This window comes from Afipia sp. GW822-FHT03D08, assembly GCF_058801645.1.
On the sequence record NZ_JBXANK010000002.1, the window covers coordinates 414,132 to 428,254 of the forward strand.

Annotated in this window: 10 protein-coding genes and 2 riboswitches; of the genes, 1 reads left to right on the forward strand and 9 read right to left on the reverse strand. The window is 62.1% G+C overall.

Annotation, left to right across the window (positions count from 1 at the left end; genetic code table 11):
- Positions 1–165: 165 nt before the first annotated feature.
- Complete coding sequence (locus AC1RM7_RS16915) at positions 166–1,308, reverse strand: ribonucleotide-diphosphate reductase subunit beta (RefSeq protein WP_024920709.1); 1,143 nt, start codon at positions 1,306–1,308, stop codon at positions 166–168.
- 131 nt (positions 1,309–1,439) lie between these two features.
- The gene (locus AC1RM7_RS16920; RefSeq protein WP_024920710.1) at positions 1,440–4,358 is read right to left on the reverse strand and encodes a ribonucleoside-diphosphate reductase subunit alpha; all 2,919 of its coding nucleotides are present in this window, start codon (positions 4,356–4,358) and stop codon (positions 1,440–1,442) included.
- A gap of 109 nt (positions 4,359–4,467) precedes the next feature.
- Positions 4,468–4,686: riboswitch (cobalamin riboswitch) on the reverse strand.
- Positions 4,687–4,944: 258 nt separating this feature from the next.
- Positions 4,945–5,158, forward strand: a riboswitch (cobalamin riboswitch).
- 99 nt (positions 5,159–5,257) lie between these two features.
- Between AC1RM7_RS16920 and metE the strand changes: the two genes are divergently transcribed.
- Positions 5,258–7,609, forward strand: a complete 2,352-nt coding sequence (gene metE / locus AC1RM7_RS16925) for a 5-methyltetrahydropteroyltriglutamate--homocysteine S-methyltransferase (protein ID WP_492839165.1) — start codon at positions 5,258–5,260, stop codon at positions 7,607–7,609.
- Between the two features lie 111 nt (positions 7,610–7,720).
- On the opposite strand, the gene AC1RM7_RS16930 is transcribed toward metE, so the two are convergent.
- From AC1RM7_RS16930 to soxB, 7 genes are all read right to left on the reverse strand, one after another.
- Positions 7,721–8,116 (reverse strand): c-type cytochrome, encoded by a 396-nt coding sequence (locus AC1RM7_RS16930; RefSeq protein ID WP_024919718.1) that lies wholly within the window; start codon positions 8,114–8,116, stop codon positions 7,721–7,723.
- Positions 8,117–8,210: 94 nt separating this feature from the next.
- Entirely contained in the window at positions 8,211–9,485 is a 1,275-nt protein-coding gene (locus AC1RM7_RS16935; RefSeq protein ID WP_024919719.1) for an NAD(P)/FAD-dependent oxidoreductase, read from the reverse strand.
- A 49-nt stretch (positions 9,486–9,534) separates the two neighbouring features.
- On the reverse strand, positions 9,535–10,056 hold the full coding sequence (locus AC1RM7_RS16940; RefSeq protein ID WP_024919720.1) for a DsrE family protein: 522 nt from the start codon (positions 10,054–10,056) through the stop codon (positions 9,535–9,537).
- Between the two features lie 27 nt (positions 10,057–10,083).
- Complete coding sequence (locus AC1RM7_RS16945) at positions 10,084–10,389, reverse strand: c-type cytochrome (RefSeq protein ID WP_024919721.1); 306 nt, start codon at positions 10,387–10,389, stop codon at positions 10,084–10,086.
- Complete coding sequence (locus AC1RM7_RS16950; RefSeq protein WP_024919722.1) at positions 10,389–11,093, reverse strand: c-type cytochrome; 705 nt, start codon at positions 11,091–11,093, stop codon at positions 10,389–10,391. The genes AC1RM7_RS16945 and AC1RM7_RS16950 overlap by 1 nt, the downstream gene beginning before the upstream one ends.
- Positions 11,077–12,354: a sulfite dehydrogenase gene (gene soxC, locus AC1RM7_RS16955; protein ID WP_492839161.1), complete on the reverse strand. Its 1,278-nt coding sequence runs from the start codon at positions 12,352–12,354 to the stop codon at positions 11,077–11,079. Before soxC ends, AC1RM7_RS16950 begins: the two co-directional genes overlap by 17 nt.
- Before the next feature lie 69 nt (positions 12,355–12,423).
- Positions 12,424–14,121, reverse strand: a complete 1,698-nt coding sequence (gene soxB / locus AC1RM7_RS16960) for a thiosulfohydrolase SoxB (protein WP_024919724.1) — start codon at positions 14,119–14,121, stop codon at positions 12,424–12,426.
- Positions 14,122–14,123: the final 2 nt, after the last annotated feature.

The following is a 14,123-nucleotide window of genomic DNA, read 5'->3' on the forward strand; positions in this document are numbered from 1 at the left end:
CCGGCGCAAAGTGCCTCAAGGTAAACAAAATTGAATAACACCCCGTAAATCGCTACCTCACGCAGCAAAAAACGCCCGCTCAGCGGGCGTTTCTTGCAACGTTCGTGTGCAGACGCGGGATTTGCACCTGTATCTCGACACCGCGAGGCGCCAAAGATTAACGCCTTATTCCCAGCTCAGCGCGCCGCCGTTCTGGTACTCGATCACGCGGGTCTCGAAGAAGTTCTTCTCCTTCTTCAGGTCCATCGCCTCCGACATCCATGGGAACGGATTGTCGGTCTCGTCGAACACGCGGGTCAGCCCAAGCTGGGCGCATCGGCGGTTGGCGATGAAGTGCATGTATTGTTCGCACAGCGCCGCGTTGAGGCCGAGGAACCCGCGCGGCATGGTATCGCGGCCATAGGCTGCTTCCAGTTCGGCCGCTTCGCGGATCATTCCGCGGACCTCCTCCTGGAATTCGCCGGTCCACAGATGCGGATTCTCGATCTTGATCTGGTTGATCACGTCGATACCGAAGTTCAGATGGATGCTCTCGTCGCGCAGGATGTACTGATACTGCTCGGCGATGCCGACCATCTTGTTGCGGCGGCCGAGCGACAGGATCTGCGCGAATCCGGTGTAGAACCACATGCCCTCGAAGCAGACATAGAAGGTGATCAGGTCGCGGAGCAGCGCACGGTCGGCTTCCGGCGTGCCGGTCTTGAAGTCCGGGTCTTCCAGATTCTGGGTGTGCTTGAGCGCCCACGCCGCCTTGTCGGTGATCGAAGGCACCTCGCGATACATGTTGAACAGCTCGCCCTCATCGAGGCCGAGGCTTTCCACGATGTACTGGAAGGTGTGGGTGTGGATCGCTTCCTCGAACGCCTGCCGCAGCAGGTACTGGCGGCACTCGGGATTGGTCAGGTGGCGATAGATCGCCAGCACAATATTATTGGCGACGAGGCTTTCGGAGGCCGCGAAGAATCCGAGGTTGCGCTTGATGGCGCGGCGCTCGTCGTCGGTGAGGCCGTCGCGCGATTTCCACAGCGCGATGTCGGCCTGCATCGACACTTCCGTCGGCATCCAGTGATTGTTGCAGCCGGAGAGATATTTCTCCCATGCCCATTTGTATTTGAGCGGCAGCAGTTGATTGACGTCGGCGCGGCAGTTGATCATCGCCTTGTCGTCGACCGAGACGCGCCCGCCCCTGCGGTCGATGGTGCCGAAGCCTGTTGGATCGGCTTGCTCCGATACGACAGGCTTACCGGTCAGGATGGGCGGCAGGTTGGTAGCGGGTTTGGCAGGTGCGGGTTCGGACCAGTCGAGCATGAAGATCGTCTTTCTTGTCTAACGTCGGATGTTGCCAATTTCGTCATTGCGAGGAGGCGAAGCCGACGAAGCAATCCATGACTTTTCAAAGGTGGATTGCTTCGCTTCGCTCGCAATGACGGCGAGGCTGCTTACTGGCACGCCTCGCAATCGGGATTGTCGATCGAACACGCCACCGCATCGGACAGATCCGGCGCGGTCGAGGCCTGCGATATGACGATGGGCTTGTTCACCGGCAGTGAAGCGAGAGGCGTTGACGACACCGCGTTGAGCTTGCCGTCGGTGCCCTTGAGCGTGGATTTCTCCACATGGGTGGCGCTGCGCGAGCGCAGGTAGTAGGTGGTCTTCAATCCGCGCGTCCATGCGAGGCGATAAAGCTGGTCCAGCTTTTTGCCCGACGGATTGGCGATGTAGAGATTGAGCGATTGCGCCTGATCGATCCATTTCTGCCGCCGTGCGGCAGCCTCGATCAGCCACGCGCTGTCAATCTCGAACGCCGTTGCGTAGAGCAGTTTCAGATCGTCCGGCACACGGTCGATGGAGCCGACACTGCCGTCGAAGTACTTGAGATCCGACACCATCACCTCGTCCCAAAGGCCGCGGGCCTTCAGATCGCGAACCAGAAACTCGTTCACTTCGGTGAAATCGCCGGACATGTTCGATTTGACATAGAGGTTCTGGTAGGCGGGCTCGATCGACTGCGCCACGCCGCAGATGTTGGAAATGGTCGCCGTCGGCGCAATCGCCATTACATTGGAGTTGCGCATGCCGACCGACTGCACCCGCGCCCGCAGCGCAGTCCAGTCCAGCGTTGCCGACCAGTCAGCATCAAGACCACCGCGCGCATCGGCCAGAATCTCGATGGAATCGATCGGCAGGATGCCCCTGCTCCACAGCGATCCCTTGAACGACGGATACTGACCGCGTTCGGCGGCGAGATCGACCGACGCCGAGATGGCATGGAACGAAATCGCTTCCATGCTGGTGTCGGCAAACGCGACAGCGGCGTCCGACGCCATCGGGATTCGCAGCGCATGGAGCGCATCCTGGAAGCCCATCAGGCCGAGACCGACCGGACGATGTTGCAGGTTGGAGCGGCGCGCTTCCGGGATGGTGTAGAAATTGATGTCGATGACATTGTCCAGCATCCGCATCGCGGTCGAGATCGTCCGCTTCAGCCGCGCGTGATCGATGCCGCCCTCACCCACATGGTTGAGCAGATTGACCGAACCGAGATTACACACCGCCACCTCGTCGTCCGACGTGTTCAGCGTGATTTCGGTGCAGAGATTGGACGAGTGGATGACGCCGACATGCTGCTGCGGCGAACGAAGATTGCACGGGTCCTTGAAGGTGATCCAGGGATGTCCGGTCTCGAACAGCATGGTCAGCATGCGGCGCCATAAATCCGTGGCGCGCAGCGTCTTGAACACACGCATCTCGCCGCGCGCAGCCTTCGCTTCATAGAAAGCGTAACGCTCGGCGAACGCCTTGCCGTAAAGATCGTGCAGGTCCGGCGTCTCGTCCGGCGAGAACAGCGTCCATTCGCCATCAGCCTCGACGCGCTGCATGAACAGATCCGGCACCCAGTTCGCGGTGTTCATGTCGTGGGTGCGGCGGCGGTCGTCACCAGTGTTCTTGCGCAGGTCGAGGAATTCCTCGATGTCGACATGCCATGTCTCGAGATAGGCGCAGACCGCGCCCTTGCGCTTGCCGCCCTGATTGACCGCGATCGCGGTGTCGTTGGCGACTTTCAGGAACGGCACCACGCCCTGGCTTTCGCCGTTGGTGCCCTTGATGTGCGCGCCGAGGCCGCGCACGCGGGTCCAGTCGTTGCCGAGACCGCCGGAATATTTCGCCAGCAGCGCGTTGTCCTTCACCGACTTGAAGATGCCGTCGAGATCGTCGGCCACCGTGGTCAGGAAGCAGGACGAGAGCTGCGGCCGCAGCGTACCGGAGTTGAACAGCGTCGGCGTCGAGGCCATGAAGTCGAACGACGACAGCAGGTTGTAGAACTCGATGGCGCGCGCCTCGCGGTCGATCTCGCGGATCGCAAGGCCCATCGCCACGCGCATGAAGAACGCCTGCGGCAGTTCGATGCGGTTGCCGTCCTGATGCAGGAAGTAGCGATCGTACAGCGTCTGCAAGCCGAGAAACTGGAACGACAGATCGCGCTCCGGCTTCAGCGCCGCCGCGATCCGCTTCAGGTCATAGCGCGCCAGTTCAGGATCGAGCAGTTCGGCTTCGATGCCTTTCTTGACATAGACCGGGAAGTACTCGACGTAGCGCGCCGCCATGTCCGCCTGCGTGGCGCTGATCTGCGCGGCATGTACGAACGAGAGAACCTCGGTGCGCAGCTTGTCGAGCAGCAGACGCGCGCTGACGTAAGCGTAGTTCGGTTCCTGCTCCACCAGCGTGCGCGCGGCCATGATGCCGGCCAGCGCAAGCTCGTCCTGGCTGATGCCGTCGTAAAGATTGCGCCTGGTTTCAGCGAGCACTGGCGCGGCATCGACGCCGTCGAGATTGGCGCACGCTTCCTGAATAATCAGGGTCAGGCGCTCGACATCGAGCGGCACGCGCGTGCCGTTGCCGAGCGTGACATGCAACTGCGGCTCGGAGGATGCCTTCACCGGCTTGGCGGCGGCGGCTTCGGCGCGCTGACGCTGACGTTCGTCGCGATAGAGCACGTAGGCACGGGCAACCTTGTGGTGCTCGCTGCGCATCAGCGCCAGTTCGACCTGATCCTGGACATCCTCGATGTGGAAAGTGCGGCCCTCGCCGATCCGGCGCGTCAGCGCGCTGACGACTTCGTTGGTCAGTTGCTCGATCACCTCGTGAATGCGGCGCGACGCCGCCGCGGTGTGCCCCTCGACGGCGAGGAACGCCTTGGTCATCGCGATCGAGATCTTGCTGGCATCGAACGGCGAGACCGTGCCGTTGCGGCGGATGATCTGGAGCGGCGGCTCCGCCGCAGGGACAGCCAGTGACTCGGAACGCAACTGAATGAGAGGAGCGGATTTGGCGGCTTCGCGTTCGATCGAGAGTGACATCGGCAGACCCCGTGCGTGTTGCAATTTTCTGGGGGCTTGGGCCGAAGGCGCATGGTCACGGCGCGGGAACGCACCGAAGCACGCGACCGCCGGACACCCCGCCCGTGGACGTTCTTTTGGTGTCGCGGCAGGTCTCCTGGCTCGCAGTTCGGCGCTGAATCCGGTCTTCCCGATGCGAAAACGCATCAGTGACATCGGTCGGATTCAACTCACTGCTTACAGTTGCGGGGGCAGCGCCGGATTTGTCGCGTCGGAGTGCAACTCACCGGCTTCCCATCTTCGCCACCAAGTCTTGCGACCGGGTGGAACCGTGACACCCACATCTGGTGTGCTTCGCGACGCCAAGTCAAGCGAGGCGAATGTGGATAGCGGGACAAAAGATCGCGATTGCTTAAAATACCCAAGGAAAACCGCCAAAGTTTTTTTTCGGCGCGCGAGGAAAAGCGGCCGTGAATCCGGTCAGCGGATCGCGCCGACGGAAATCTGCTTCCGCGATTCTCGCCGGAGCGCTGCCCACTCGCCTGGCGCGCGCAGTCAATGCCGCCGCAGTGGGAAGCTTTCCCTTTGACCCGGCGCGAGCCGCTTCACATAACTTGACCATCGCGGTTCTGCGGGCACGTTGCCCGGAGCCAAGAGGGAATGCGGTGCGCGCGGTTTTGGATCGCGCAAGTCCGGAGCTGCCCCCGCAACTGTAGACGGTGAGCCTGTCCATCGATGCCACTGAGGCGAAAGCCTCGGGAAGGCCGGACATAAGGCGTTGAGCCGTGAGCCAGGAGACCTGCCGCGATCACAGTACGTCCATGGGCGGGGTGCCCCGGTGTGTCGCTTGCGAGAGAACGGCGCCGCCGTCTCTGTTGTTCGCGCATGTCCGGCCCTGCCCCAACATCACGGGGTTTCCGATGTCGAATTCGTCTTCCGTTACTTCCATTCCCGTCGCCACGTTCGGCACGCCGCGGATCGGTCCGCGCCGCGAGCTGAAAACCGCGCTGGAGAACTACTGGTCCGGCAGGATCGACGAGGCTTCGCTGGTCAAAACGGCGGCGCAGCTTCGCGCCGACAACTGGGCGCGCCAGAAAGCGCGCGGCGTGACCGTCATTCCCTCGAACGACTTCTCTTTCTACGATCAGGTGCTCGACACCAGTGTGATGGTCGGCGCCATTCCCGACGTCTACAACTGGACAGGCGGCGAGGTTTCGCTCGCAACATATTTTGCGATGGCGCGCGGCTCGCAGGGCGAAGACCCTGCATGTGAACACGGCCATGCGCAACATCACCACGGTCATGGCGCGCCCGCGCAGGAAATGACCAAGTGGTTCGACACCAACTATCACTACATGGTGCCGGAATTCTCGAAGGATCAGACCTTCGCACTGTCCTCGACCAAGCCGATCGACGAATACAGGGAAGCCAGGGCGCTCGGCTATCGGACACGGCCGGTGCTGGTCGGCCCGGTGACATTCCTCAAGCTGGGCAAGAGCCATGACGCCTCGTTCAGCAACCTGTCGCTGCTGGACAAGCTGTTGCCGGCTTATATCGAAGTGCTCAACAAGCTCGCAACGGAAGGCGCGGACTGGGTGCAGCTTGACGAACCGTGCCTCGTACTCGATCTCGATGCGGACGAAAAGGCTGCGTTGAAGACGGCCTATAGCGAACTCGCGCTCAAGGTGCCCGGCACCAAGATCATGCTGGCCACCTACTTCGGTGAACTCGGCGACAACGCCGATCTCGTCGCCAAGCTGCCCGTCGCGGGCGTGCATCTCGATCTGGTGCGCGGCAAGGGTCAGATCGATACGGTCTTGAGCAAGATGCCTGCGGATCGCGTGATTTCGCTCGGCGTCATCGACGGACGCAACATCTGGCGCGCGAACCTGCCGGCCATTCTCGATCGCATCGAGCCAGTCGTTGCCGGGCGCGGCGCGCATTTGATCGAAATCGCCCCGTCATGCTCGCTGCTGCATGTGCCGATCGACCTCGATCAGGAAACCGCGCTCGATGCGGATCTCAAGAGCTGGCTCGCCTTCTCGTTGCAGAAGATGAGCGAGCTTTCTGCGCTCGGACGGGCGCTCGCCGTCGGACGCAACACGGTGAAAGACGAACTCGCGGCCTCGGCCGCCGCCGCCGCTGCGCGCAAGGCTTCGCCGAAAGTGCACAACAAGGCGGTTGCCGAACGTGTCGCCGCGATCACGGCGGTCATGGCCAAACGCCGCAGTGCCTTTGCCAGGCGCGCGCAGATTCAGCGCGCGAGGTTCAAGCTCCCGGTCTTTCCGACCACGACCATCGGCTCGTTCCCGCAGACCAGCGACGTGCGCAAGGCGCGCGCCGCGTTCACCAAAGGCACGATCAGCCAGGCCGATTATGACCGCTTTCTGCGCGAGGAAACCAGACGCACCGTGGAATGGCAGGAAACGATCGGTCTCGACGTGCTGGTTCACGGCGAGTTCGAACGCAACGACATGGTGCAGTATTTCGGCGAGCAGCTTTCGGGCTTCGCCTTCACCAAGAGCGCGTGGGTGCAGAGCTACGGCTCGCGCTGCGTGCGCCCGCCGATCCTGTTCGGCGACGTCTCACGGCCGAAGCCGATGACGGTCGAATGGTGGAAATATGCCCAGTCGCTGACCAGGCGCCCTATGAAGGGCATGCTCACCGGTCCGGTGACCATCCTCAACTGGTCGTTCGTGCGCGACGACATTCCGCGCAGCGAGTCATGCCGGCAGATCGCACTCGCAATCCGCGACGAGGTGACCGATCTCGAAAAGGCCGGCGCGACCATGATCCAGATCGACGAGGCGGCGCTTCGCGAAGGTCTTCCGCTGCGGCGGTCCGAGTGGAAAACCTATCTCGACTGGGCGGTGGGCAGCTTCCGCATCACGGCCTCGGGCGTCGCGGATGAAACGCAGATCCACACCCACATGTGCTACTCGGAGTTCAACGACATCATCGACGCCATCGGCGCGATGGACGCCGACGTGATCTCGATCGAGACCTCACGGTCGAAGATGGAACTGCTCGACGCCTTCGTGACCTACAGGTATCCGAACGAAATCGGACCCGGCGTCTACGACATCCATTCGCCGCGCGTGCCTGATGTCGAGGAGATGACCGGGCTGATCGAGAAGGCCCGCAGCCATTTGACGGCGGACCAGATCTGGATCAATCCGGATTGCGGCCTCAAGACCCGCGGCTGGCCGGAGGTCAGGTCGGCGCTGACCAACATGGTCGAAGCGGCCCGGCAGGCGCGTGGAGCGGCTTAGAAGCTGTCATTCCGGACAGCCCGTTTTGCGGGCTGATCCGGAATCCAGACATGATGACAACTGATGAAGATTCCGGGCTCGCGCAAAAGCGCGCCCCGGAATGACGGGCTCTTACTTCTTCTTCCCGTCGGCGCCGAACTGCTTGAGATAGGCGGTGAGATCCTTGATCTCATCGTCCTTCTTGATGCCCGCGAAGGCCATCTTGGTGCCGGGGATCTTGGCCTTCGGGTCCTTGATGTATTCGGCGAACACCGCCTCGTCCCAGGTGATGCCGGAATTCTTGTTGGCTTCGGAATAGTTGTAACCCGCGACGCTGCCCGACTTGCGGCCGAACAGGCCGTTCAACTCGGGGCCGACGCTGTTTTTCGCCGTTTCACCAACCTGATGGCAGGCGCGGCACTTGTTGAAGGACTTCTCACCCGCGGCGACGTCCTGAGCGTTGGCGGTGCCGGCGAAACTGACGGCGGTGGCAAAAGCGAGGGCAGCGGCAAACGAACGAGCAATCATCTGTTTTGACCTTTGAAGCGGGCTGGAAGGCTGGCAGGAGGACACGCAACCGAAACCCGCCGCGTCGCGGCGGGTTCCGTCGGCGATGGACATATCACGCAAACATATCGGCTGTAATTCCGGCGTACCAGCCCATGTTTTCGGCTTGGGTTTGTTTGCGCAGTTCGGCATCCTCGCCGGTCTTGGACACGAAGGTGGATGACGCCGCGATCTTGCCGTCCTTCGGCTCATAGGCCCCGCCGATCTTCACGCAGTCGTCGGTGTCGATCAGGCTCCAGCAGGTGTTGGTGTAGCGCGCGGGGAACGTGCGCGCCGACACCAGTTCGCCCCGGATCATCATGGCCGCGACCTTGGCCTGGCTGTTGGCGGAGAACGCGGATTTCGGCATGTCGCCGGCGATGCAGGCGTCGCCGAGCACGTAGATGTTGGGATCGGCGGCGGACTTCATGTTCGTTGGGTCGATGGCGCAATAGCCGCTGGCATTGGCAAGGCCGGCATCCCGCGCGATCGCGCCCGCCATCTGCGCCGGGATGACGTTGACCAGCGCCGCGTTCTTGTAGGTCTCGAAGCCGGTGACAACGGTGCCCGTCTTGGGATCGACCGATTTCAAACCGTCATGCACCTTGGGGCCGAGCCACTCGACCAGGCCCTTGTAGTGTTTTTCCCAGCCTTCCTGAAACAGCGCCTGTTTGGAAAAACTGTCCTTCGGATCGATCACAAAAATCTTGGAGCGATCCTTGCGCGCCTTTTTCAGCGCATGCGCCATCATCGACACGCGCTCATAAGGACCGGGCGGGCATCGATAGGGATTGGGCGGCGCGATCATCACGATGACGCCGCCGTTCGGCACCGCATCGAGCTTTTTCTTGAGCAGCAGCGTCTGCGCGCCCGGCTTCCAGGCGTGCGGCATGGCTTCCTCCGCCGCCTGCGACCAGCCCGGAACGGAATCGTATTTCAGGTCGATGCCAGGCGAGACGACCAGCCGGTCATAGGGCAGCTTCTTGCCGTTCGCGAGAATGACCTCCTTCTTGTCACGGTCGATCTTGGCGGCGCGGTCGGCGACCACCGTGACGCCGAGTTTCTTCAATCCGCCGTAGCCGTGGGTGATCGAGGGATAATCCCTGAAACCGCCAAGATAGAGATTGCTGTGGAAGCAGGTCTGATACTTGGCCAGCGGCTCGACCAGCGTGACGGCAATCGCGCCCGCGCTGTCCTTGGCGAGGTATTTGGCGGCTGTCGCGCCGCCCGCGCCGCCGCCGATCACCACCACGCGCGGCTTGCCTTGTCCGAGCACAGCAGGCGCGCCGAACATCATGACGCCCGCGAACGATGCCGATCCCGAAATCAACTGCCGACGATTGATGCTCATCATGCCCCCAATGTTCTATTGAAAAACCGGATTCAGCCGACCGGTCCGATCAGCCGACCTTGAGATAGGCAAAGCCTTTCGATTGCAGCGCCGCGACGGTGGCAACACCCGACGGCACGAAACTGATGAACGGCGCGTCCTTCACCTTGGCCTTGTCGAGCTTGAGCCGCTGGAACGTGATCTCGCACAGAAGAACCTTGAGGCCGTTCTTGGCGAGCGCGGTGACACGCTCGAACAGGGCCGGATCGATGGTCTCATCCTTCCAGGGCGTTCCTTCCAGCGTGCTCAGGAAATACTTCACCGACACGCTGTGGGCGACGATCACCAGTTGCAGGCCGAACGGATCGGAGCCGTAAGCCGAATAATGGTTCGAGATGTTGTTCAGCGTCTGGGCGAAGCGCGCGTTGTCGCCGTAGTCGCAATGATAGAGGCATGCGACATCGCCTTCCTTCTTCAGGTCCGCCATGGCGACGGACTGCGGTGCCGCCTGCGCCGTTGCCGCGGCCAAACCGCCCGCAGCAGCTCCGATAATGAGACTGCGCCGCGTTGCCGAGCTATTCTGGTCTGTCATGACACCCTCCGGAATTTTTGAAACCATTTACTTCTGGGTTCTGAAATAAGCCGCCAGAGCCGCAATGTCACCTGCCTCGAGCCGTCCGGCGATGGTCTGCATCACGGGGTTATCGCGCTGCTTGTCCTTGTAGGCGTTCATCACCGCGATGAACTGGTCTTCCGGCCATCCCGTGATTTTCGGAATGCCCTGAGCCGCGCCCGAAGCACGGTGACAGGTTACACATTCCGTCGATAAATACTCTCCAAGTTGCCGGTCTCCGGCAGCAGCATTTTCCAGCGCCGCCCCCGCCGCCAGAACAAAAAGCATCGCACGGGCCGGCGGGCGTTTCATCAATCGACTTTCGGTCCTGCCTTGCTGTCGGGCGTCACGTCCACCGAGATCGCCCGGCCGGTGATTTTCGGTGCAGCACGGCAGTCTTTCATGCACGGGTCCTTCTTCCAGAACTGCTTTTCGGCAGTCTCGCGGTCATCCTCATAGAAGGCCGCGGCATTCGGCATCTTGATCGAGGTGAAGTTCTTGTCGCTGAGTTCGAAGTTCTCGTCCTTGACGATATCATTCATGCTGAGAAGGTACGCCGTCAGGGCATAAACGTCATCGTCAGACAGTGAACGTGCATTGCCGTATGGCATCGCGCGCTTGATGTAGTCGAACGCGGTCGACAGGTCCGGCCAGAACGAGCCGATGGTCTTGTCGGGACGGTCCGCCTTCAGCGTTCCCGCGCCACCTGCCAAGACCGGCCAGCGGCCCGCGCCTTCGCCGAATTCGCCATGACACGAAGCGCAGCGCTCCTGAAACAACGCGTCCCCCTGCTTCACCGTGCCCTTGCCCGGTGGCAATCCCTTGCCGTCCGGCCGCACATCCGTATCCCACGCCTTGATTTCTTCTGGCAGCGCGGGACGTCCAAGTCCAAGCTTAGACGAGGTCTTCGTTGTCGCCTGTGTGGCAATTTGCTGCGCATGGCCCTGCGGCGTGGCGGCGGCGAGCGCCACGCCAGCAAGCAACGCGAACGCCGTGGCCTTAACCGATCTGGACATTTTCAGTCTCCCCGCCTGAACGCACCAGCCAGGTCTGAATGCCGTTGTTGTGGTAGATCGAATTGACCCCGCGCACCTTGCGCAGTTCGTCCTTGGTCGGCTGCACATAGCCGGTGGAATCCATCGCGCGGGACTGGATCATCAGCTCTTGCCCGTTCCAGTCGAAGTCGACATAGAACCGCACCAGCGACTTGTCGAACACCGGCCCGTCGATGCGGGCGGTCTGCCAGTTGCGTCCGCCGTCCATCGTCACATCGACGCGCTTGACCGTACCGCGGCCGGACCAGGCAAAGCCGCTCAGCACATTGCGGCCCTTGTATTTCAATGGCGCCTGCGGCGACGGATTGGTCACCACAGACTTCGCATCCATGACGAAGGTGTGCTTGCGCGAACGCCCGTCGGCCAGAAGGTCGGTGTATTTCGACGTTTCCTCGCGGGTCTGCCACGGCTGGTCGCCGACCTCGATGCGGCGAATCCATTTCACCCAGAGATTGCCCTCCCAGCCGGGAATCACGGCGCGCAGCGGATAACCCTGTTCGGGCCGCAGCGCCTCGCCGTTCATGGCAAACGCGAGCATGCAATCGTTCAGCGCCTTCTCAATGGGGAGCGAGCGATTCATGGCGGCGGCGTCCGCGCCTTCCAGCATCAGCCACTTCGCGTTCGGCTTGAGGCCCGCTTCATCCAGCACGGTCTTCAGCGAGACGCCGGTGTACATGACGTTGTGCACCATGCCGTGGGTAAACTGGCAGCCGTTGAGCTGCGCGCCGCGCCACTCCATGCCGGAGTTCGCCGCGCATTCGAGGAAGTAGATCTTGTTCACGCGCGGCATGCGCCTGATGTCGTCCATCGTGAACACCAGCGGCTTGTCCACGAGGCCATGGATCAGCAGCCGGTGATCGGCGGGATTGATGTCCGCGACGCCGGAATGATGCCGCTCGAAGCAAAGCCCCGACGGCGTGATGATGCCATCGAGTTCGTGCAGCGGCGTGAAGTTCACCGAGGATTCCGGCGATGCCGTCAGCCACGACACATCGCGGCGGATGACGTTCTTCTCGAACTTCGAGGGCATGCCATACGGCGTCTTCTGCACGCCATCGCCGAGATAGCGGTTCCAGTCCTGGATCTCGGTGATCAGCGGATCGGGCTTCGCCTCTTGCGCCAGCGCGGACTTCGCGCCGAGCGCAGCGCCTGCGCCGACAACGCCTGCAGCACCGAGGAATTTCCGGCGGCTGAGAATATCCGCAGATGATGTGTCACTCATGCGGCATCCTTTCTATTTATCTCGATACGTGAATATGTTGGGCGTGAGTGTGCATGCGAACTCTCTCGCTTACGCGCCTGAGACTTTGACAGCGGTGTTCGGCTCGACCTTCACCGTGCCGCGCTTGGAAATATGCGCCGACACCACGTCCCAGATCGGCGGACCCTGCGTGCCTTCGTTGACGCTGGCCCAGCCCGCGACCGTGTAGCTCTTGGCCGCATCGATCGGCTTGCCGGATTTCAGATGGGTGAGATCGGAAATGCGCGAGCCCATCGGCTTCGACACATCGATGGAATAACCCATGCCGCCGATGCGGACCATGTCGCCGCCGCCCTGGAAGTACGGATCGGGATGGAAGATGTTGTCGGCGACGTCTTCAAGGATTTCCTTGAGCTGCGCGCCGGTCATCTGGTTGCGATAGCAATTCGGATAGGTGATGGCCGTGGCGTTGGTGACGTCTTCCCATGTGATCGGGCTGTCCGGAACGAGCGTCCCGCCCCAGCGGAAGCCCGGCGACAGCGCGATCTCCGCATCGCGCTCAGCAAGCATCGCATCGCAGATCAGATCGTCGAAGGTGCCGTTGAAATTGCCGCGGCGATAGAGCAGCGAATCCGTCTTGCCGATCACACGCGCCAGATCCTTGGCGAACGGCGCCCTCACCTTTTCCACCAGCGCGCTCATCGCGGCATCCGGCTTGATCGCATCGGTGAACACCGGCATCAGCTTGAAGCGGACGCCCGCGACCTTCCTGTCCTTCACCTCAATGTCGAGGCGCGAGACGAACTTGCCGTGCGACCCGGTCGCGACCAGCACGGTGTCGCCGACGCGCACGAGACCCGGCATCGCGTCATGGGTATGCGCGGTCAGGATCACGTCGAGGCCCTTGACGCGGCCTGCGAGCTTGCGGTCGACGTCGAAGCCGTTATGCGAGAGCAGCACGACAATCTGCGCGCCCTCGGCCCGCGCCTCATCCACCTGCTTTTGCATATCCTCTTCGCGGATGCCGAACTCCCATTTCGGGAACATCCAGCGCGGATTGGCCACCGCCGTGCGCGGCAGCGCCTGTCCAATCACGGCGATCTTCGCGCCGCCCTTCTCGAACATCTTGCGCGGCTCGAACACCGGCTCCTGCCACTCGTTGTCGCGGATGTTCTGCGCGAGGAATGCGAACGGCGCCTTGTCCGCGATCTCCTTGACGCGCTCTGCGCCGTAGGTGAATTCCCAGTGGCCGACCATGGCATCGACTTTCAGCGCCGACATGACATCGACCATGTCCTGCGCCTTGGTCTGCAGCGAGGTCCAGCTCCCCTGCCAGGTGTCGCCGCCGTCGAGCAGCAGCACCTTGTCCTCGCCGCGCTCGCCGCGCACCGCATTGATGAGGGTCGCAACACGGTCCATGCCGCCCATGCGGCCGTAGTTGCGCGCCAGCGCCACGAAATCATCCGAGGTGAGCGCATAGGCATCGGCGGAGCCGGCAGCAATGTTGAAGTATTTGCGGAACGCTTCGTCGGTGAGATGCGGCGGCAGGCCCTTGTCCGCGCCGACGCCGAGATTGACCGACGGTTCGCGGAAATACATCGGCATCAACTGCGCATGATTGTCCGCGACATAGAGGATGGTCACCGTACCGAGCGGATCGAACTTGAGAATGTCCGCCTGCGTCAGCTTCTGCTGGGCGGCGACACGCCCGAGCGGACCCAGTCCGCTGCCGATCGTGAGCGCAGACGCAGCCGCGCTCGCCTGCAGGAATTCCCGCCTCGATATCATCA

What these genes read in the sequence shown, in the direction of transcription:
- AC1RM7_RS16945 (WP_024919721.1), bottom strand. Translation starts at nt 10,389, where the DNA reads ATGAAACGCCCGCCGGCCCGTGCGATGCTTTTTGTTCTGGCGGCGGGG.
- AC1RM7_RS16920 (WP_024920710.1), bottom strand. Translation starts at nt 4,358, where the DNA reads ATGTCACTCTCGATCGAACGCGAAGCCGCCAAATCCGCTCCTCTCATT.
- AC1RM7_RS16935 (WP_024919719.1), bottom strand. Translation starts at nt 9,485, where the DNA reads ATGAGCATCAATCGTCGGCAGTTGATTTCGGGATCGGCATCGTTCGCG.
- soxB (WP_024919724.1), bottom strand. Translation starts at nt 14,121, where the DNA reads ATGATATCGAGGCGGGAATTCCTGCAGGCGAGCGCGGCTGCGTCTGCG.
- metE (WP_492839165.1), top strand. Translation starts at nt 5,258, where the DNA reads ATGTCGAATTCGTCTTCCGTTACTTCCATTCCCGTCGCCACGTTCGGC.
- AC1RM7_RS16940 (WP_024919720.1), bottom strand. Translation starts at nt 10,056, where the DNA reads ATGACAGACCAGAATAGCTCGGCAACGCGGCGCAGTCTCATTATCGGA.
- AC1RM7_RS16930 (WP_024919718.1), bottom strand. Translation starts at nt 8,116, where the DNA reads ATGATTGCTCGTTCGTTTGCCGCTGCCCTCGCTTTTGCCACCGCCGTC.
- soxC (WP_492839161.1), bottom strand. Translation starts at nt 12,354, where the DNA reads ATGAGTGACACATCATCTGCGGATATTCTCAGCCGCCGGAAATTCCTC.
- AC1RM7_RS16915 (WP_024920709.1), bottom strand. Translation starts at nt 1,308, where the DNA reads ATGCTCGACTGGTCCGAACCCGCACCTGCCAAACCCGCTACCAACCTG.
- AC1RM7_RS16950 (WP_024919722.1), bottom strand. Translation starts at nt 11,093, where the DNA reads ATGTCCAGATCGGTTAAGGCCACGGCGTTCGCGTTGCTTGCTGGCGTG.